The 17,871-nt window shown below is 72.3% G+C and carries 17 protein-coding genes; 4 read left to right on the top strand and 13 right to left on the bottom strand.

Translation table 11 applies throughout. The annotated features are described in order from the left end of the window. Positions 1-19 precede the first annotated feature (19 nt). Positions 20-904, bottom strand: a complete 885-nt coding sequence (locus tag E3328_RS17720) for an alpha/beta fold hydrolase (protein ID WP_135365968.1) — start codon at positions 902-904, stop codon at positions 20-22. An 82-nt stretch (positions 905-986) separates the two neighbouring features. Here E3328_RS17720 and E3328_RS17715 point away from each other — a divergent pair, with 82 nt between their 5' ends. Next, complete coding sequence (locus tag E3328_RS17715) at positions 987-1,631, top strand: helix-turn-helix domain-containing protein (protein ID WP_135365967.1); 645 nt, start codon at positions 987-989, stop codon at positions 1,629-1,631. 185 nt (positions 1,632-1,816) lie between these two features. Here E3328_RS17715 and E3328_RS17710 read toward each other — a convergent pair whose 3' ends face one another. From E3328_RS17710 to uvrB, 4 genes are all read right to left on the bottom strand, one after another. Continuing rightward, positions 1,817-4,510, bottom strand: coding sequence for a PQQ-binding-like beta-propeller repeat protein (locus E3328_RS17710; protein WP_135365966.1), 2,694 nt, complete (start codon positions 4,508-4,510; stop codon positions 1,817-1,819). Between the two features lie 151 nt (positions 4,511-4,661). Continuing rightward, positions 4,662-6,293 carry an outer membrane protein assembly factor BamB family protein gene (locus tag E3328_RS17705; protein ID WP_135365965.1) on the bottom strand — a complete coding sequence of 544 codons (1,632 nt, stop codon included), beginning with the start codon at positions 6,291-6,293 and terminating at the stop codon, positions 4,662-4,664. A gap of 157 nt (positions 6,294-6,450) precedes the next feature. Then, positions 6,451-7,518 carry a phosphotransferase family protein gene (locus E3328_RS17700; RefSeq protein ID WP_135365964.1) on the bottom strand — a complete coding sequence of 356 codons (1,068 nt, stop codon included), beginning with the start codon at positions 7,516-7,518 and terminating at the stop codon, positions 6,451-6,453. 355 nt (positions 7,519-7,873) lie between these two features. Next, a complete protein-coding gene (gene uvrB / locus E3328_RS17695; protein ID WP_135365963.1) occupies positions 7,874-9,937 on the bottom strand; it encodes an excinuclease ABC subunit UvrB in 2,064 nt (687 codons plus the stop codon). Between the two features lie 103 nt (positions 9,938-10,040). Between uvrB and E3328_RS17690 the strand changes: the two genes are divergently transcribed. Beyond that, on the top strand, positions 10,041-11,207 hold the full coding sequence (locus E3328_RS17690) for an acyl-CoA dehydrogenase family protein (RefSeq protein WP_135365962.1): 1,167 nt from the start codon (positions 10,041-10,043) through the stop codon (positions 11,205-11,207). A 156-nt stretch (positions 11,208-11,363) separates the two neighbouring features. Further along, on the top strand, positions 11,364-11,888 hold the full coding sequence (locus tag E3328_RS17685) for a hypothetical protein (RefSeq protein WP_135365961.1): 525 nt from the start codon (positions 11,364-11,366) through the stop codon (positions 11,886-11,888). Positions 11,889-11,898: 10 nt separating this feature from the next. On the opposite strand, the gene E3328_RS17680 is transcribed toward E3328_RS17685, so the two are convergent. The 7 genes from E3328_RS17680 to E3328_RS17655 form a co-directional block, all read right to left on the bottom strand. Then, complete coding sequence (locus E3328_RS17680; RefSeq protein ID WP_135365960.1) at positions 11,899-12,366, bottom strand: cupin domain-containing protein; 468 nt, start codon at positions 12,364-12,366, stop codon at positions 11,899-11,901. A 219-nt stretch (positions 12,367-12,585) separates the two neighbouring features. Then, positions 12,586-12,750, bottom strand: coding sequence for a DUF6757 family protein (locus tag E3328_RS22175; protein WP_006882760.1), 165 nt, complete (start codon positions 12,748-12,750; stop codon positions 12,586-12,588). Positions 12,751-12,868: 118 nt separating this feature from the next. Then, positions 12,869-13,681 carry a PHP domain-containing protein gene (locus E3328_RS17675; protein ID WP_135365959.1) on the bottom strand — a complete coding sequence of 271 codons (813 nt, stop codon included), beginning with the start codon at positions 13,679-13,681 and terminating at the stop codon, positions 12,869-12,871. Between the two features lie 160 nt (positions 13,682-13,841). Beyond that, positions 13,842-14,252 carry a DUF8057 family protein gene (locus tag E3328_RS17670; RefSeq protein ID WP_135365958.1) on the bottom strand — a complete coding sequence of 137 codons (411 nt, stop codon included), beginning with the start codon at positions 14,250-14,252 and terminating at the stop codon, positions 13,842-13,844. Positions 14,253-14,255: 3 nt separating this feature from the next. Further along, complete coding sequence (locus tag E3328_RS17665) at positions 14,256-14,942, bottom strand: RAD55 family ATPase (protein ID WP_135365957.1); 687 nt, start codon at positions 14,940-14,942, stop codon at positions 14,256-14,258. A gap of 177 nt (positions 14,943-15,119) precedes the next feature. After that, positions 15,120-15,404 (bottom strand): DUF7577 domain-containing protein, encoded by a 285-nt coding sequence (locus tag E3328_RS17660; RefSeq protein ID WP_135365956.1) that lies wholly within the window; start codon positions 15,402-15,404, stop codon positions 15,120-15,122. A gap of 69 nt (positions 15,405-15,473) precedes the next feature. After that, the gene (locus E3328_RS17655) at positions 15,474-15,767 is read right to left on the bottom strand and encodes a DUF7577 domain-containing protein (protein ID WP_135365955.1); all 294 of its coding nucleotides are present in this window, start codon (positions 15,765-15,767) and stop codon (positions 15,474-15,476) included. A gap of 195 nt (positions 15,768-15,962) precedes the next feature. Here E3328_RS17655 and E3328_RS17650 point away from each other — a divergent pair, with 195 nt between their 5' ends. Then, on the top strand, positions 15,963-16,841 hold the full coding sequence (locus tag E3328_RS17650) for a DUF4097 family beta strand repeat-containing protein (RefSeq protein ID WP_135365954.1): 879 nt from the start codon (positions 15,963-15,965) through the stop codon (positions 16,839-16,841). A 16-nt stretch (positions 16,842-16,857) separates the two neighbouring features. Here E3328_RS17650 and E3328_RS17645 read toward each other — a convergent pair whose 3' ends face one another. Beyond that, entirely contained in the window at positions 16,858-17,769 is a 912-nt protein-coding gene (locus E3328_RS17645; RefSeq protein WP_135365953.1) for an acyltransferase, read from the bottom strand. Positions 17,770-17,871 lie beyond the last annotated feature (102 nt).

Raw genomic sequence — 17,871 nt, 5'->3', positions numbered from 1 at the left:
GGGTCGGCCGCCGGGACAATCAATCCCGGGGCGCGATAGCGAACGCGCGCGACCGGGCGGCCAGCAGCGTCCTCAGGTGGTCGCCGTCGAGGGCGGTCAGGTCGGCGTCGGGCAACCGGTCGCGCAGGCGCTCGGCGTCGGCAAGGGGGACGTTCGCGTCGGCGTTCCCGTGCCAGAGACGGACCGGAACCGTCACGTCGGCGGGCGTGACGCCCCACCCCTCCGCGATCCAGGCGAGTTCCGTGACGACGCCGTCGCGCGAGCGGCCGACGCCTTCGAGGAAGTCCTCGTACACGATTTCGGCCGCCTCGGGCGGGATCCCGTCGGGGTCGTCGGTGTACTGCCCGACCACCGCCGAGGGGTCGCCGCGCGCCGCCAGCCAGGTCTGCCCGCGGAGGGCCGCCCCGAGCAAGCGGGGCGTCCCGGCGGCCAGCCGGCCCAGGACGCGCTGGAGCCGCGGCGTCGCCGCGGCGACCGACGGCGGCACGGCCCCGGAGACGAGGTCGACCCGGTCGACCAGGTCCGGCCGCCGCTCCCCGAGCGCGAGCGCGTCGGCCGCCCCGCCGGAGAAGCCGACCACGCGCGCCCGTTCGACGCCGGCGTCGGCCAGCAGCGGCCCGAACCAGTCACCCGCGTCGGTCGGTCGGCGCCCCGGCCAGTCCGCCGACCGGCCGAACCCCGGCCGATCCGGCGCGAGCACGCGAACCTCGGCCTCGCGGGCCGCGTCGTCGACGAGCGCGCCCAGGCGCCGCGACCCCGGCGTCCCGTGGAGGAAGACGACCGGGTCGCCCTCGGCCACCCCGTACTCGTCCCAGGCCAGCCGACGCCCCGTTCGTCCGTACGCTACCGTCCGTGGAACGTCCGCCCCGTCGGCGCGCTCGCCGGCGAGCGTCGAGTGCCGCATCACTCGACCGTAGTCGAGCCGCTGCCTCGGTCGTTTCCCCGGATCGATACGGTCTTTTATACGTGTGCCGACGGCGTAGCCGATGCGACAGGTCACCTTCGAGGCGACCTACCCGCCGGACGCCGCCCATCCGCTGCACCGGCGGCTGGCGGCCGACGGGCCGGTGACCCGGGCGGACCTCCTGATCTGGGGGCCGACGGCCGACGTGACGACGCTGACCTGGTTCGACGCGGGTCCGGCGGCCGTCCGGGAAGTCCTCGACGCGGTCGACTCGACGACGGAGGTACAGCTCGTCGCGGCCGACAGTGGAACCTACGCCTTCGTCCGGCAGTCGACCTACGAACTGCCCGACGCCGTGCTTGACGTGGTCGCCGACTCGCGGGTGGCCTTCGTGCCGCCGGTGACCTTCCGGGCCTCGGGGACGGCCCGGTTCGAGGCCGTCGGGGAGTCCGAGGCCCTCTCCGAGTTCTACGGGGAACTGGACGCAGTCGTCGACACCGACGTCGTACGCGTCCGGGAGTTCCGCCGCTGGCCCGAGCCCGCGCGGCTGACCGACCGCCAGCGGGAGGCGCTGGAGGCGGCCGTCGCGGTCGGCTACTACGACATCGAGCGGTCCGGATCGGTCGCCGACGTGGCCGGGGAACTGGACTGCGCCCGCAGTACGGCGGGGGAGCTCCTGCGGCGGGCGGAATCGGCGGTCCTGACGGCGTTCGTCGGGGATTCCTGACCACACCGGGAGCGCCCGCGACCGCCGCTGAGCCGTTCGATCCGCTCGACGCCGCGGGTCCGCCACCTGCGACCGACCAGGCCCTCGCCCACCGTAATAAATCGCATATCGCGATACAGAACCCGCCACCGAGTGGGATAGAAGCGGCTAGGGGTCGTCGAATCCCGAGGGGAGCGGCGGTCGAGTCAGTTGTCGTCGTCGTCGAGCCCGCCGCCCCAGTTCAGGGCGTCGGCCTGGTTGCCGCCGGTGCCGCCGCTACCGCCACCGCCGAAGCGTTTGACCGCCGCCCCGAGCGCGGCGACGGCGGCGACCGCGCCCGCGCCGGCGTAGGGAAGCCAGTCCGGTTCGACGTCGAACCCGTCGAGCGGGCCGCCACCACCGCCTCCGCCGCCGGCCCCGCTGCCGGTGGTCGTCGTCGCCGGCGGCGTCGGAGCGTCGGTCGGCGTCGCCGTCGGTCCGCCCGCCCCGCCGGATGCCGTCGTCGTCGGTCTCCCGGTCGGGGTGGCGGTCCCACCGGCGTACGCGTCGGTCGCTGTGGGCGTGTCGGTCGGCATCGTCCCCGTCGTGTCGGTCGGCGTGTCGGTCGGCGTCGTCGTCGGCGTGTCGGTGGGCGTCGGCGTGTCGGTCGGCGTGGCACCGTCCGTCGGAGTCGCCGTGGGCGTCGGCGTCTCCGTCGGCGTGGCCGTCGCCGTCGGGGTCGGCGTCTGGACGGCGTTGGGCGGGTCGAGCGCGGCGATCTCGGCGCTCGCGACGTAGACGGTGTCGTTGCCGAAGGCGGCGGTCGTCCGCAGCGGCGCGGCGGTGTCGTAGGCCCACCGCCGGCTCCCGTCGGCCGCGTCGAAGGCGTAGACGCTCTCGTTCTCGCTGCCGACCGTCACGAGGTCGCCGGCGACGCCGGGTTTCGAGCGGATCGACTCGCCGGCCTCGGCCTCCCAGCGGCGGTCGCCCTCCAGGTCGAAGGCGTACAGCGTCCCCGCGTCGGTGCCGACGTAGACGGTGTCGCCGGCGACCGTCGGCGCCGCCCTGACGGCCCCGTCCAGCTCCGTCGACCACCGCTCGGCGGGCTCTTTGCCCGTGGCGTCGACGGCGTAGAACCGACCGTTCCGGTCGCCGACGTAGACGGTGTCGGCGCTGGCCGCGGGGGCGCCGACGGTGGTGCTGGCGCGGAAGCCCCACAGCTCCTCGCCGGTCGCGGCGTCGAACGCGGAGACGACGCCGCTGGGCGAACTCGCGTAGATCCGGTCGCCGCCCGCGGCGGGGCTCGTCCCGCCGCTGTCGACGCGACCGGTCCACCGCTGGTCGCCCTCCGCGCGGTCGATCCCGTAGAGTCGGCCCTGGGAGTCCATCGCGACGACGAGGTCCGACCAGCGGACGGGCGCGGCCGGGACCGGGTTGTCGGTCTCGACGGTCCACCGCTCGCTCCCGTCGTCGGCCGCCAGCGCGCGGACGGTCCCGTCCGCGGCCCCGAGGTAGACGCCGTCGCCGTCGGCCACCGGGCCGGTCAGGTCCGCGTCGGCCTCGGAGCGCCACAGCTCGCCGCCCTCCGTCGGGTCGAGGGCGTAGCAGACCCCCTCGTCGTCGGCCGTGTACAGCGCGTCGTCGGTGAGCGCGGGCGACCCCGTCGCCGTGCCCCCGGTCTCGTAGGTCCACCGCGTCGTCACCGCGTCGAACGACCCGCGGTCGATCGCGGTCGCCGAACCGCTCCCGAGCGCGACGTAGAGCCCGCCGACGACGGCGACCATGTCGTTCACCACCGAGATCGCGGGGTCGTTGACCGGCAGGTCCGCGCGCCAGTTCTCGGCGCCCTCGGTCCGGGAGTAGGCGTAGACGGTGTCCTCGGCGGTCGCGACGTAGACGGCGTCGTCGGTGACGACCGGCTTGCGGCTCGCGGCCGACCCCAGGTCGACCGACCAGCGCTCGCTCCCGCCGCTCGTGTTGAGCGCGTGGAGCCGTCCGTCGGTCGTCGGGACGAAGACGGTGTTGCGGGCGACGGTCGGCCCGCCGACGACGGCGCTGTCCAGGTCGACCCGCCAGCGGACACGGCCGTCCGTCCGGTCCAGCGCGTACACCGTCCCGCCGCTGTCGCCGACGTACACCCGGTCGCCGCTGACGACCGGCGGCACCGCCCCCGTGCGGGCGTCGGCCTCGAACTGCCAGCGGCCGTTTCCGCCGGTCGCGTCGCGGGCGGAGACCGTCCCGTCGGCGGCGGCGACGAAGACGCGGTCGCCGCCGCGGGCCGGCGCGGCCGCGATCGAGTCGCCGGCGTCGAACGACCACCTGTTGGCGCCGCCGTCGCGGCTCAGCGAGTATAGCGTCCCCGCGTCGGTCCCCGCGAGGACCCGCGAGTCGGTCACCGTGACCGGCGCCGAGACGACGCCGTCGACCTCGGTGCGCCAGTACTGCCGCTGGGAACCGGTCCGGACGGCCAGCACCGCGGCGCCGTCGTCCATGAACGCGGTACCGCCGGAGACGGCCGCGGCGGTCGGCGAGGGGCTCTCGCCGTCGGTCCGGTAGCGCCACCGGGTCTCGCCCGAGCCGCGGTCCAGCGCGTACAGGCTGCCGTCCGCGCTCCGGACGTAGGCGTTGACGTCGTCGAACGTCGGCTCCGCGGTCGCGTCGATCGCCCGGTCCCAGCGGACCGCGATCCCGTCTTTGGGCGCGCTCGCGGTGCTGTATCCCGTGTTCGCCGCGTCGTAGGCGTACATCGGCCAGCTGCGGGACGCGGCGCCGCTGGGCGCGCGGTCGGCGGCGGGGGGCTGTCCGCCGGCGACGGCCGAGAGGGTCGAACCGGCGACGCCGGCCGCGGTCAGGCCGGCGAGGAAGCGCCGCCGCGTCGGTGCGGGGCGTGTCGAATCTGAGTGCGGGGTCGTGTCGTCCATCCAACGGGCCTCTGGCGGGGAGTCGTCCGGCCCCGTCAAATATCTTGTCGCACGCCGCTTGCGAGCGCAAGCGACCGACCGCAGTCGCGGGGTCGAACCCGACCCGTCGTCACCCGTCGGACGCCGCTGTCCACTGCCTCGCCAGTCCCCGTCAGTCGTCGTCCGGTCCGTCGCCGCCGGTCGGTCCGGCGGCCCGCCGGAGCCCCAGCGCCGTCAGCCCGCCGATCCCGGCCAGCGCCGCCCACGCCGGCAGCGAGCCGTCGCCGCTTGTCGTCGTCGCCGCGCCGTTGCCGCTGTCGCCGTCCCCGCCGTCGCCGCCGGCCGGCGCCGGGGACGGCGTGGCCGTCGGGGTCGACGCGACCGCCTCGGTCGGCGTCGCCGTCTCCGCGGCCGTCGGTGACGGTGTGGCCGTCGGGGTCGACGCGGGCGTGTCCGTCGGCGTCCGCGTCGCCGTCGGCGTGGGCGAGGGCGTCGCTGTCGGCGTGGCCGTGGGCGTCTCGGTCGGCGTGGGAGAGGGCGTCGGCGTCTCGGTCGGCGTGGGCGTCGCCGTCGGGGTCGGCGTCGCCCCCGTGAGCTCCGTCTGGTCGCCGGGTTCGAGCGCGACCAGCCCGTCGCCGGTCACCCAGACGGCGTCGGCGGCCACGGTGAGCTCGACGGGGCCGTCGGCCACCTCGGCCGACCAGCGGCGCGTCCCGTCGGACATCGCCAGCGCGTAGACGGTCCCCGCCTCCCCGCCGAGATACAGCGTCTCGCCGCCCTCGGTCAGGACCGGCGGGGCGGTGATCCCCTCCGCCAGCTCCACGTGCCACCGCTCGGTCGCCTCGTCGGTCTCGCCGCTGGCCGTGTCGAACGCGTGGACGTGGCCGCGGTCCGTCGCGGCGTAGACCGTGTCGTAGCGGTAGGTGACGCCGCCCCTGACGCCGCCGCTGAGCGACCGCTGGAGCCGGGTGTTGCCGTTCCGGGAGTCGACCTCGTAGAGCCCGCCCGCGCGGTCGGCGAAGTAGGCGTACCGGCGGTCGATGGCCGGCGGCCCCATCTCGCCGCTCGTCGGCCCGTAGGTCAGCCGGTTGGCCTGGCCGGTCGAGTAGTCCAGGCCGACGATCCGGCCCGCGGCGGTCGGGACGTACACCGTCTCCTTGTCCGGCGCCACCGCGACGGCGCCCGAGACCGCCTCCTCGCGCTCGCTGTCCCAGTTGAGAAAGCCCGCCCGCGCGTCGAGCTGGTAGACGGTGTCCTCGCTGGCGACGTAGGCGTGGCTCTCGTCGGCGTCGACCGCCACCGGCGAGGCCACCGTGTCGCCGACCTCGTAGGTCCAGTCCTCCTCGCCCTCGGTCGCGCTGAAGGCGTAGACGGTGCCCTCGGCGGTCCCGACGAAGACGATGTCGTCGACGACGGCCGGACAGGTGACCACTCGCGAGGGCGTCTCGGCCCGCCAGATCCGCTCGCCCGACTCGACGTTGTACGCGACGACGCCGTCCTCGGTCCCGACGAACAGGCGCACCCCGACGACCGCCGGCTGGGTCGTCGCCGCCACGTCGGCCTCCCAGCCGATCCGGACGCCCTCCTCCGGCCCGGTAGCGAGCGTCCGCGCCGAGTTGCGCAGGTTGTTGCCGAACATCGGCCAGTCGTCGCGCGTCTCCAGGCCGTCGCGGTCGGCCCGCTCGGCGTCGCCCGCGGTCGACCCGCTCGCCCCGCCGCTGCCGGCGGCGAGCGCGGCCGTCGCCGGGACCGCGCCGGCGACCCCCGCGAGGAAGCGCCGCCGGCTCCGCCCGTCGCCGGTCATGCGCCGCCCTCCGTCGTCCGAACGCCCGTTCGTCCGCCCGTCCGCCCGAAGCGACCCTGTGCCCGTCGCATACCGCTGTAACTGTCGACTCGCGGGAAATAACTTTCCGTTGGAACAGTACTGACGACGGGACCCGGCCGGTTCGGGGGGCTCCCCCTCAGCAGTAGCGGCGCGCGCGGTCGCGGAGCGCGTCGGCGGCGGCCTCGCGGCGCCCGCCGGAGTCGACCCCCCGGAGGTCGAACCACGAGTCGAAGTTCAGCATCGAGTGGACCTCGACGAGCAGCGCGTAGCACTCGCGATCTCGGCGGAACTGCTCGACGACGCGGTTCGGGCCGGCCTCGCGGTAGCCGGCGAGGAGCCCCTCGCGGACCCGTTCGCCGTAGTCGGGCTGGTCGGGCAGCAGCGGCCAGTGGCCGCCGGCGAGGGTGTGTTCGACGAACGCCAGGTCGTATGCCGGCGTCGCGGCGACGGCGAACTCCCAGTCGAGCAGGCCCGTGACGGCGCCGCTCTCGGGGTCGACCAGCGAGTTGTCCAGCGACTGGTCGATCCGACAGAGCGCCGGTCGGAACTCGCCGGCGAGGTCGTCGACCGCCGCGTCGAGCGCTGGCAGGACTTCCCCCCGCAGGTCGGCGAACCGGGCGTCCGCGAGGGCGTCGTCCAGTCGTTCAATCTCCCCGCGGAGGTAGCCGGTCCAGTCGTCCGCGGGGTCGTGGACGGTGATCGACGCGGGATCGGCGCTCGGGCGGCCGCCGTCGAGCGACCCGTCGTGGTCGACGCCGACGAACCCGTAGGCGTCCACCGCGTCGAACCGGTGGAGCTCGGCGAGGAGCCGGCCGGTCGAGCGGCCGAGTTCGCGGATCGCTTCGGGCGAAAACTCCGGGAACGCCGTCCGGCTGTGGTTGGCGCCCGGGAGCACCGACGCGAGGAACGCCGGCGTCGGCAGGTCGGGGTCGTCGTCGACGGCGCCGAACACCGCCGGGACGGGGAGGTCGGTGTGGGCGCCGAGGACGGCGAGGACCCGCGCCTCGTCGTCGCAGACGGGGCTCTGGTCTGGACGCGTCGCCTTGAGGACGCACTCCCGGGGCCCGTTGGGGGTCGCCACGTCGAGGAAGTAGACGACGTGGGAGCCGTCGCTGGCCGGCGTCGCTGACTCGACGGTCCAGGTCGGCCGGATGCGAGCGAGCAGTTCGGTGATCTGTGCGTGCGGGATCGTTCGATCGGTCATCGTCGTGTTGTGTGACTGCTGGGTCGGTCTGCGGGCGCGTCCGTCCGCACCGACGGCGGACGGACTGACGGCTGTCGGGTCGGAGAATGGGAGAACGCCGCCGGCGCGGCTATCGAACGGGCGGCCGGCGGCGACCGGAGCGGCGAACGGGCGACTATCGGGGATTCGAGCGGCGTCGCGCCGTCACCGGTCCGGTCAGCAGTCGGAGTTCATGGGCGGCGATCCGGTGGGGTTCGAAAAAAGTGTTCGGTGGGTGTGTGAGACGGTATCACGTTTCCGTCGGACCGTTTGAGCGAGGGTAGCATCCGCGCGCCTTCGGCGCGCTGCGGGGATCCTCCGCCGCAAAAAGTGGCTGCTAGAACTCGTCGACGGGTTCGGGGACGACGCCCTCCTCGTCGTCGCCGCCGGCGAGGTCGTACTCCTCGCGGAGCTCGTGGATGCGGTCGCGGATGTCGGCGGCGAGTTCGAACTCCAGGTTGTCGGCGGCCTCCTCCATGCGCGCTTCGAGGCGTTCGATAGCGCGGGCGGCCTCCTCGTCGTCGTCGGGGTCCATCGAGGCGGCGCCGTCGGTGTCGGTCTTCGACCCCGGCAGCGAGGACTCCCCGATCTCCTTGTCGATCGTGGTGGGTTCGAAGCCGTGTTCCTCGTTGTACGCCTCCTGGATCTCCCGGCGGCGGTTGGTCTCCTCGATTGCCGCCTCCATGGCGTCGCTGGGGTCGTCGGCGTAGAGGACGACTTCGCCGTTGACGTTCCGTGCGGCGCGCCCCATCGTCTGGACCAGGGTGGTCTCCGAGCGCAGGAACCCCTCCTGGTCGGCGTCGAGGATGGCCACGAGCGACACTTCGGGGATGTCCAGCCCCTCCCGGAGGAGGTTGATCCCGACGAGCACGTCGATGTCGCCCAGCCGCAGCGACCGGATGAGTTCGTGGCGTTCGAGGGTGTCGGTCTCGTCGTGCATGTACTCGACGGCGACGCCCGCCTCTTCGAGGTACTCGGTGAGGTCCTCGGCCATCCGCTTGGTGAGCGTCGTGACCAGGACCCGCTCGTCGCGCTCGACGCGGTCGTCGATCCGGTCCAGCAGGTCGTCGATCTGGCCCTCCGCCGGCGAGACCTCGACCGCGGGGTCGACCAGGTGGGTCGGGCGGACGATCTGCTCGACGACCTGGTCGCTGACCTCCCGCTCGTAGTCGGCGGGCGTCGCGCTCACGTACAGCGTCTTGTCGGTCTTCTCCTCGAACTCCTCGAAGGTGAGCGGGCGGTTGTCGTAGGCGGTCGGGAGCCGGAATCCGTTGTCGATCAGCGACTCCTTCCGTGAGCGGTCGCCCTCGAACTGCCCCTTGATCTGGGGGATCGTCTGGTGGGACTCGTCGATGACGGTGAGGAAGTCGTCGGGGAAGTAGTCGATCAGCGTGTAGGGCGGGTCGCCGGAGTCGCGCTCGGAGAGGTGGACGGAGTAGTTCTCGATGCCCGAGCAGTAGCCCGTCTCGCGCATCATCTCCAGGTCGAAGGTGGTCCGCTCGTCGATGCGCTGGGCGGCGACGTGGTCGCCCTGGCGCTCGAAGTACCGCACCCGCTCCTCCTTGAGGTCCTCGATCTCCGCGATGGCGCGCTGGAGCCGTTGCTCGGGGATGGAGTAGTGTTCCGCCGGGTGGATCAGCACGGCGGGCTCGGTCGATTTCACCTCGCCCTCCAGCGGGTCGACCTTCAGCATCCGGTCGATCTCCTCGCCCCAGAACTCCACGCGGACGGCGTAGCGTCCGTACATCGGGTAGATCTCGAGCGTGTCGCCGCGGACGCGGAAGGTGCCCTGGGTGAAGTCCACGTCGTTGCGCTCGTAGTTGAGGTCGACCAGCCGCGAGAGCACCTCGTCGCGGTCGATCTCCTGACCCACCTCCAGTTCGAGGCTCATGTCGACGTAGTTCTGCGGGTCGCCCAGCCCGTAGATCGCGGAGACCGAGGCGACCACGATCACGTCGTCGCGGGTCAAAAGCGAGCGGGTCGCGGAGTGGCGCAGGCGGTCGATCTCGTCGTTGATGGAGGCGTCTTTCTCGATGTACTTGTCGGTCTGTTCGACGTAGGCCTCGGGCTGGTAGTAGTCGTAGTAGGAGACGAAGTACTCGACGGCGTTGTCGGGAAAGAGCTCGCGGAACTCCTCGTAGAGCTGGGCGGCCAGCGTCTTGTTGTGGGCGATGACCAGCGTCGGCTTCTGGATCTCCTCGACGACCCAGGAGACGGTGTTGGTCTTGCCCGACCCCGTGACACCCAGCAGCGTCTGCTTGTCCATGCCCTGCCGGAAGCCGTCGGCGAGTTGCTCGATGGCCTCCGGCTGGTCGCCCGCCGGCTCGAACGGCGCGTCGACCCGGAACTCGCTCTCGGCGTCCGGCCTGTCCGGCGACAGGGGACCCTCGGTGTCGCTCATCACTCGGGAGTAGGGGCGGACGAACTTGAGGGGCGTGGTCCGCCGTCTGTTCCGACGGCGCGTCGCCGCGAGTGTTTTTCACGACAGCCCGCCAAGGATAGCCATGCTCGACTACGTGGATATGGAGGCCGACCTCTCGGAGGAGGAGCGGCTCGTCCGCGACACGGCGCGGGAGTTCGTCGACGAGCGGGTCCGGCCGGACATCGGCGAGCACTTCGAAGAGGGGACGTTCCCGACGGAGCTGATCGAGGAGATGGGCGAGCTTGGCTTCTACGCCCCCAACCTCGACCACGAGGCGACGGCGAACCTCGGCGAGCGGGCCTACGGGCTCGTGATGCAGGAGCTCGAAGCGGGCGACTCGGGCGTCCGCTCGATGGCGTCGGTCCAGGGGGCGCTGGTGATGTACCCCATCCACGCCTTCGGCTCGGCGGCCCAGCGCGAGCGGTGGCTGCCCGACCTGGCCGACGGGTCCGCCGTCGGCTGCTTCGGCCTGACGGAGCCCGACCACGGGTCGAACCCGAACGCGATGGAGACGCGCGCCGAGCGCGCCGACGACGATGGATACGTCCTGAACGGGTCGAAGACGTGGATCACGAACGCGCCCATCGCCGACGTGGCGCTCGTGTGGGCGAAAGACCGCTCCGCGGAGGGGAACCCGGTCCGTGGGTTCCTCGTCGAGACCGACCGCGAGGGGATCACCACGAACCACATCGACGGCAAGCTCTCGATGCGGGCCTCGGTCACGGGCGAGATCGGGCTGAACGACTGCTACGTCCCCGACGAGGCCGTCCTCCCCGAGGTGTCGGGGATGAAGGGGCCGCTGTCGTGTCTCACGCAGGCCCGCTTCGGCATCGCGTGGGGCGCCGTCGGGGCGGCGCGGGACTGTTTCGAGACCGCCCGCGGGTACGCCGCCGACCGCGAGCAGTTCGGCGGCCCGATCGCCCGCTTCCAGCTCCAGCAGGAGAAGCTCGCGGAGATGGCCACCGCCATCACGACCGCCCAGCTGCTGGCCCACCGGCTCGCCGACCTCAAGGAGCGGGGGGAGCTGCGCCCCCAGCAGGTGTCGATGGCCAAGCGCAACAACGTCGCGGCCTGGCGCGAGGTGGCCCGCACCGCCCGCGAGATGCTCGGCGGCAACGGCATCACGACCGACTACTCCCCGATGCGCCACCTCGCGAACGTCGAGACCGTCTACACCTACGAGGGCACCCACGACATCCACACGCTGATCGTCGGGGAGGACCTCACCGGTATCTCGGCCTTCGAGTGACGCCCGTGTCCGAGTCGGTGGAACGGCGGGCAGCGACCGGCATTCCGGCCTTCGAGTGACGCCACGCGACAGTTCGACGCCGTCGGGGCGAGTTCCGGCCGAAATCGCCGGTAGACGGCCCCGGGACTTATGCGAAATCGCGCCAACCACTCGGCGATGGCAAACGGCTTCGTCGGGGCGGTCGCGCTCGTGGTCTACTTCGGACTGGTCGCGACCTCGCCGGTCCTCGCGCTCGGGACGTGGGCGCTCTCGACGCGGACCGACTACTTCGGAGACGCCCTCGGCTCGGTCGTCGCAGTGGCGGTGGGGCTGGCCGCCGCCGGCGCGGTCGGACTGGCGCTGTTCGTCGACCCCGGCGCGGGACTGACGTTCGCCGGCGTCGCCGTCGGCGCGGCGCTGGTGCTGGCGGTCTTCCCGGTGGTGATCGGCCGGCAGCTACTGGGTCGGTGGACGCTGCTGGACGCCGACGAGGCGCTGGAGTACGCGACGCTCGGCTGGCCGGTTGCGATGGTTGCGAGCGCCGTTCTCTTCGTCGCGCCCGGCGGGTTCGGGCGCTATAACGTCCTCTTCCTGGAGGGGCTGGCCGCGACCGTCGCCTGGCTGACGCTCGCCCTCGTCGTCACGCTCGGGCCCGCGGTGGCCGGGCTGGCGCTGTACAACGCCGTCGAGCGGGTCGCCTGAGCGGGGCCGTTCAGTCGAACCGGCCGGTCTCCGTGCCGCAGTCGGTACAGCGCGTCACGAGCGACTCGCGGTCGTCGGCCATCTCGACCGTCTGTTCGGTGCGGCCGCCGCAGTCGGGGCAGTCCCGGAGCATCTCGGTCCGCCGGTCGTCCTTCGGGGCGCCCATCGCGAGCGCGACGCACCGCTCGTCGCCGGCGTTGCGGCCCAGTTGCCACTCGCCGGGGGCGAACCGGACCGCCTCGCCCGCCGAGACGGCCACCTCGCCGTCCTCCGTCTCGAAGGTGGCCGTCCCCTCGAGGACGTAGAAGACCTCCTCCTGCTCGGGGTGGCGGTGGTAGCCGAACCCGAAGCTGTCGCCGGGAGCGAGCTCGTAGTAGTTGACGGCCAGTTCCTCCGTGTCGAGGGCGGCGCCGAGCGCGCGCTTGTCGGCGGCGGGGCCCATCCGCCGGTCGACCGCCTCGCGAGCGATGCGCTTCATACCGGCGGCTACGACGGCGAGTCAGTAAAGTCTCGCGGGGGTGGCTGGCGAACCGGTGGACGGGTCCGCGGGCGACGAACCGGCGAGTCGATCTGCGGGGCGGACCGGCGGGCGAGCGAACCGGCGGGGCGGACGCGGGGACCGGAGCGGGCGGGCGCGAGCGGCCGGCGGGTCGACGGCGGGGCGGCTACGGGAGCGACGAGTGGGGGTCGGCGGCGGTCACTCGGCGCGGTCGATGTCGAGGTCCTCCTCGATACCGTCGAGCCAGTCGGAGTCCGCGATCTCCTCCATCTGCTCGCGGAAGTGCGTCTTGCAGACCCCGACCTTGACGCCGTCCTTCTCGACCGCGATCTCGGCCTCGCGGTCGCAGTAGTGACACTGCATACCCCCGCTTGGGTCCGCGGGGCATTGAACCCTGCGGCCGCGGCGACTGTGGCCACCGCGGCCCTCCGCCCCGCTCGCGCGCCGTACCTTCGAAGGAATCGCCCCCGACGCGTGTCGATCACAGCCCGGCGTCGAGCGCGTCGCGGAACAGCCGGTATCGCTCGGTCGACAGGCCGGTCTCGCCGAGGTCGCGCTCGTGGGCGTCGCTCCCGCCGGTGACGAGCAGGTCGTGGCGCTCGGCGACCGCGGCCACGTCGTCGACGGACAGCTCCCCGTTGGCGCCGGTGTGGCCGCGGGCGCCGTAGGGGTAGGCCACCTCGACGGCGTCGAGCCGCGGCGTAAGCTCCAGCGCCGCCTGCGGGTCCGGATACCGGAGCGGGTGGGCGAGGGAGACGACGGCGCAGGCCTCCGCCAGGAGGTCCCGGCCGCGCTCGAAGGAGGGGACGTCGCGGGCGACGTAGCAGGGTTCGCCCTCGCCGATGAGGTCGTCGAAGACGGCGCCGACCGACTCGTAGTCGGCGTCGCTGGCGACGACGGCGCGGGCGATGTCCGGCCGGCCGAGGCCGGGTTCGGGGTCGACCGGGAGCGAGACGCCCAGGCGGTCCTCCAGACAGTCGAGGATGGCGCGGCCGCGCTCGACGCGGTCGCGCTGGAGCCGGTCGATCTCGGCGAGCAGCGCGTCGGTCGGTCGCACCCCGTAGCCCAGTACGTCGACCCGCTGGTCGCTCGCCTCGACGCGGAGTTCGATCCCGTGGACCAGTGCGACGCCGTCGCGCTCGACGACCGGCGCGTCCAGGCCGGGGTGGACGCGGTCGTGGTCGGTGATTGCGACGGCGTCGAGCCCGGCCGCTCGCGCCGCGGGCGCGACCTCTGGGAGACGGAAGGTTCCGTCGGAGTTGTCTGTGTGGACGTGGAGATCCGCGGCGACCATAGCTGTCAGTCACACCGAACCCCCAAGCCGGTTGCGGTCGACGCAAACCCGGCGGACCCGCGGCGGCCCTCGCCTCGGAGCCGGCCCGTCGCGGCGGTCGCGCCGAGGCCGGTCCGCGGCGATCCTCACCCCGGGGCCAACCCGCCGACCGCTCGGCGGGCTACTTGTCGAGGAAGTCGGGGCGGTCGGTCGCGTCGATCTCCTCGGGGTCGGGCTTCTCGATGGCCTCGAACTTCTCGACGGCCTCGGGGAGCCCGTCGCGGCCGCCGGTCGGCAGTTCGTCCTCGTCGACGGTGACCGTCTCGCCCTCGACGAGTTCGTCCCACACCTGCTCGTCGTCGGCGTCGCCCGCGGGGGCGGCCTCGCGGCCCTCGTTTTTCCCCTCGCGGAACGCGAGTTCGACGATGCTCTTGGTGTAGGCGGTGTCCATCTCGTCGTGGACGGCCTCGAACTCCTCGCGGTTGTACTCGCCGAGCGACTCGGCGACACCGAGCGCGTAGGCCCGTTCGGTCGCCTCGTCACGGTCCAGCGTCGCCCACGACGTGCCGTACTTCTGTTCGTACAGTCCCATGGGTCAGGCCTCGACTTTCTTGTCCGGCCGCACCCGCAGTCCCCTGTCGGAGAAGTCGATCGCGCGGATGTCGCAGTCGATGGCGGTGCCGCGCATCTTGATCACCTGGACCCCGCGGGTCATCCCGCCCTGTTCGAGGTAGTTGTGGAAGAAGATCACGCCGTGGGCGAGGTAGTGCTCGTCGGCGTACGACGAGGGGTCGGTCATCTCGGAGATCAGGACGGTGGTCGTGTCGGTCTGTTTCAGCGCGGAGAGAAAGCCCGTGATCTCGTCGGACACGTCGTTGAAGAAGTGCTGCAGGAGCATCGTCGAGTCGATGACCGCGCGGTCGATGTCCTGCTGTTCGAGGAAGGCGACGATGCGGTTGGTGAGCCCGCCCTCCGTGCCGAACTGGGTGATTGTCCGCTTGCCCCCGTCGGTCATGAGGTTGAGGAACTGGACCTTCCCGGAGGCCATCACTTGGTCGAAGCCGAAGTCGTAGCCCGACATGTCCTGCATCAGCTCCTCTTTGGTCTCGTGCATCGTCACGTAGAGGCAGTTCTCCCCCGCCTTGGCGCCCTGCGTGATGAACTGCGAGGAGAAGGTCGTCTTCCCGCTCCCCGGGGGACCACTCACCACGTAGAGCCTGTCTTTCAGGAGGCCGCCCTGGACGAGTTCGTCGAACCCAGGGACGCCGCTTGAGACGCGCATACTGTCGGATCGACGACCCCGCTATAGACCTTTGCCCCTCGCTTTTCACGGCTGATAACTGAGCGGCGGCGTTACCGCCGCCGGGGTCGCGAACGGCCGCGGTGGCGTCGGGCCTGTCGGGGTGTCGAGGCGGTCGACCCGGACGCACACCGGCCGGGCTCAGGACAGTCGGCCCGCTCAGCGGAGTCGGCCCAGGCACTGCCGGCAGAAGACGACGGCCGGGGCGTCCGCGTTGGCCGTCCCGCAGGCCTCGCAGACGACGCTCCCCGCCTCGTCGCGGCCGGTCCCCGCGGTGTGCCCGCCCGCTCGCACGCTCCCGCCGGCCCCGCGTGTCCCGGACTGCTCGCTCGCGTCGTCGGGACTCGCGGCTGCCGACCGTTCGGGGGTGAAATAGCGGAACAGGACGAGCTCGAAGCCGAGCACGACCCCGAGCGCGACGGCGGCGAACGCCCAGCCCTCCATGCGCGGGGCTTCCGGCGGCTGTCCCTTGAGGGTTCGGCCCCCGGTATCGTTCCTGATAACGGATTCGCCTCACCGGAGCTGTGCCAGGCACTCGCGGCAGTAGGTGTAGGGCTGTTCGTCGGCGTTCTCGGTCCCGCACTGGTGACAGCGGACGCCCTCGGCCCCCTCGTCGGCCGCCTCGCGGGAGCGGCCGTCGCGCTCCCCGACCGACCGCCCCCGTTCCCCCGACTGGGGCGGCGAGGCCTCGTTGGACTCCAGCGAGACGCCCCCGAGCGACCGGTCCTCCGAGAAGTACCGGACCAGCAGCAGCTGGAAGAGGGTGAACCCGGCCAGGTAGACGAGGATCCAGCCCCACGGTTCCATACCGTGTGGTACGTTGCCACGACACTTGGTTGTTTGGTCGGGAGGCGAAAGCGGTCCTCCGCGTCGCCGTGTTCGCCGTCCCGTTCCCGGGCAGCGACGCCGGGCGCGGATCGACCGCATCGACCGTCGAGACGCGGAGATCGGCGCTGTGACCGCCACGCTTTTGCCGGCCAGACGTGTCGCCCCCGGACGAAGATGTCCCCGCCAGTCCCCCCCTCCGACCGATCGGCCGACCCGTCGTCCGACCGCTCTCGCCGCGGATCACGGGATCGCTCGCGTCGCGCGTTCCTCCGCGCGGGCGGCGGCCTCGTCGGCGCCGTCGGCCTCGCCGGGTGCGTGCTCTCGGTGTCGCCGTACTCCGAGACGGTCGAGCGCTCGTTCGACCCCGAGGACGCCCGGAAACTGGTCGTCAGGAACGAAAGCGGCGACGTGACGCTCTCGGCCGGCGACGGGGACACCCTCTCGGGCACCGTTCGCAAGGAGTCCAGCTCCGGCGAGGACGCCCTCGACGACGTGACCGTCGAGGCGAGCTTCGAGGCCGACCGCGTGATCGTCGCGCCGCGGATCCCCGAGGGCGCCGCGGTCACCGTCGACCTGGACCTGGCGGTCCCGTCGGGCCTGACGGTCCTGGAGGTGACGACGGACAACGGCGACGTGTCGGTGACCGACCTGCCCTGCGAGGGGCGGCTCCGGACCGAGAACGGCGACGTCGACGTCGAGGGTATCGACGGAAGCGCCGACCTCCGCTCGACGAACGGCGACGTGTCAGCCACCGGCGGCGGCGTCGGCGGCGCCCAGACGACCAACGGTGACATCGACATCGAGATCCACGCGATGACGGCGGACGCGGTCTGTCGGTCGACCAACGGCGACGTGGCCGTGGCCGTGCCCGAAGACCTGTCGGCGGCCCTGCGCCTGGTGACGAGCAACGGCGACGCCGACATCGACGGCGTCCCGGCGACCGTCGATAGCTCGGGCGAGCGCCGCATCGAGGGGCGACTCGGCGAGGGCGAGCCGGAACACACGCTCACGCTCCGTTCGACCAACGGCGACGTGACGCTCCGCGGGCTCTGAACGGGGCCGGCGGGCGCTACTCGCCCGGCGGCTGCCGGTCGCGGCCGAACTCGTCGAAGACGTCGAGGTTCTCCGGGAGGTCGTAGTCGATCTTCCGGGACTCGCGGCGGTCGACGTTCGCGTCTTCGAGGTCCTCGGCGACCGGCTCCCAGCCGTCCTTGACTGCGATGCTCTTGGCAGGCGTGCCCGCGGCGATGTGGTGGGCTGGCACGTCCTTGCCGGCGATGGACTTGGCGGCGAGCACGGAGTTTTCCCCCATCCGGACGCCCGCGCGGACCATCGAGTCGTAGGTGATCCGGGCGTCGTCCTCGATGACGGTGTGGTAGTTGTCGACGGCGGTCTGGTCGACGATGTCGTGGTCGTGGCTGTAGACGTGGGCGTCGTCGGAGATGGACACGCGGTCGCCGATGGTGAGCATGCCGCGGTCGTCGAGGTGCACGTCGTCGTGGACGACGACGTTGTCGCCGACGGAGATGTTGTGGCCGTAGGTGAAGGTGATCCCCTTGAAGAAGCGGCAGTCCTCGCCCACGTCGGCGAAGAGGTGGTCGGCGAGCATCCGCCTGAACCGCAGCGCGAACTCGACGTTGTCGGCCATCGGCGTGGCGTCGAACTGGCGCCAGAGCCACTGGAGGTACTTCGTGCGCTCGAACTCCCCCTCGTCCATCCCCTCGACCTCGGCGTAGTACTCGCTCTCCAGGGTGACGTTGCAGGGGTCGTAGCCCTGGAGGCGGACGCGCTCGGCGGGGGAGACCTCGCCGCCGGACTGCCAGCGCTCGTAGGCCTCCCGGTCGCCGAACAGGTCGACGAGCACGTCCTCGACCACGTCGCAGGTGTCCTCCTCGCCCGACAGCCGCCGATCGACCTCCTCGATGAACGCGTGGATACCCTCCTCGCCGCCGGGCGGCAGCGAGACGTGGCGCTTTGTCATACCCCGTGGATCGGCCCCGCCGACAATAGGGGTTTCCGTACCGGTCCGAAACCCGGTGACACCGATGTCACTCCCCGCTCGTCCGACGTGGGTTCGCAACCC

The organism is Halosimplex halophilum, assembly GCF_004698125.1.
Lineage (GTDB): Archaea > Halobacteriota > Halobacteria > Halobacteriales > Haloarculaceae > Halosimplex > Halosimplex halophilum.
This window is presented reverse-complemented; position numbering and strand designations above follow the sequence as displayed.

Excerpts from the sequence above, each read along its gene's own strand:
- E3328_RS17705 (WP_135365965.1), bottom strand. The coding sequence starts at position 6,293 with ATGACCGGCGACGGGCGGAGCCGGCGGCGCTTCCTCGCGGGGGTCGCC.
- E3328_RS17700 (WP_135365964.1), bottom strand. The coding sequence starts at position 7,518 with ATGACCGATCGAACGATCCCGCACGCACAGATCACCGAACTGCTCGCT.
- E3328_RS17710 (WP_135365966.1), bottom strand. The coding sequence starts at position 4,510 with ATGGACGACACGACCCCGCACTCAGATTCGACACGCCCCGCACCGACG.
- E3328_RS22175 (WP_006882760.1), bottom strand. The coding sequence starts at position 12,750 with ATGCAGTGTCACTACTGCGACCGCGAGGCCGAGATCGCGGTCGAGAAG.
- E3328_RS17675 (WP_135365959.1), bottom strand. The coding sequence starts at position 13,681 with ATGGTCGCCGCGGATCTCCACGTCCACACAGACAACTCCGACGGAACC.
- E3328_RS17665 (WP_135365957.1), bottom strand. The coding sequence starts at position 14,942 with ATGCGCGTCTCAAGCGGCGTCCCTGGGTTCGACGAACTCGTCCAGGGC.
- uvrB (WP_135365963.1), bottom strand. The coding sequence starts at position 9,937 with ATGAGCGACACCGAGGGTCCCCTGTCGCCGGACAGGCCGGACGCCGAG.
- E3328_RS17655 (WP_135365955.1), bottom strand. The coding sequence starts at position 15,767 with ATGGAACCGTGGGGCTGGATCCTCGTCTACCTGGCCGGGTTCACCCTC.
- E3328_RS17670 (WP_135365958.1), bottom strand. The coding sequence starts at position 14,252 with ATGGGACTGTACGAACAGAAGTACGGCACGTCGTGGGCGACGCTGGAC.
- E3328_RS17660 (WP_135365956.1), bottom strand. The coding sequence starts at position 15,404 with ATGGAGGGCTGGGCGTTCGCCGCCGTCGCGCTCGGGGTCGTGCTCGGC.
- E3328_RS17715 (WP_135365967.1), top strand. The coding sequence starts at position 987 with ATGCGACAGGTCACCTTCGAGGCGACCTACCCGCCGGACGCCGCCCAT.
- E3328_RS17685 (WP_135365961.1), top strand. The coding sequence starts at position 11,364 with ATGGCAAACGGCTTCGTCGGGGCGGTCGCGCTCGTGGTCTACTTCGGA.
- E3328_RS17650 (WP_135365954.1), top strand. The coding sequence starts at position 15,963 with ATGTCCCCGCCAGTCCCCCCCTCCGACCGATCGGCCGACCCGTCGTCC.
- E3328_RS17720 (WP_135365968.1), bottom strand. The coding sequence starts at position 904 with ATGCGGCACTCGACGCTCGCCGGCGAGCGCGCCGACGGGGCGGACGTT.
- E3328_RS17645 (WP_135365953.1), bottom strand. The coding sequence starts at position 17,769 with ATGACAAAGCGCCACGTCTCGCTGCCGCCCGGCGGCGAGGAGGGTATC.
- E3328_RS17690 (WP_135365962.1), top strand. The coding sequence starts at position 10,041 with ATGCTCGACTACGTGGATATGGAGGCCGACCTCTCGGAGGAGGAGCGG.
- E3328_RS17680 (WP_135365960.1), bottom strand. The coding sequence starts at position 12,366 with ATGAAGCGCATCGCTCGCGAGGCGGTCGACCGGCGGATGGGCCCCGCC.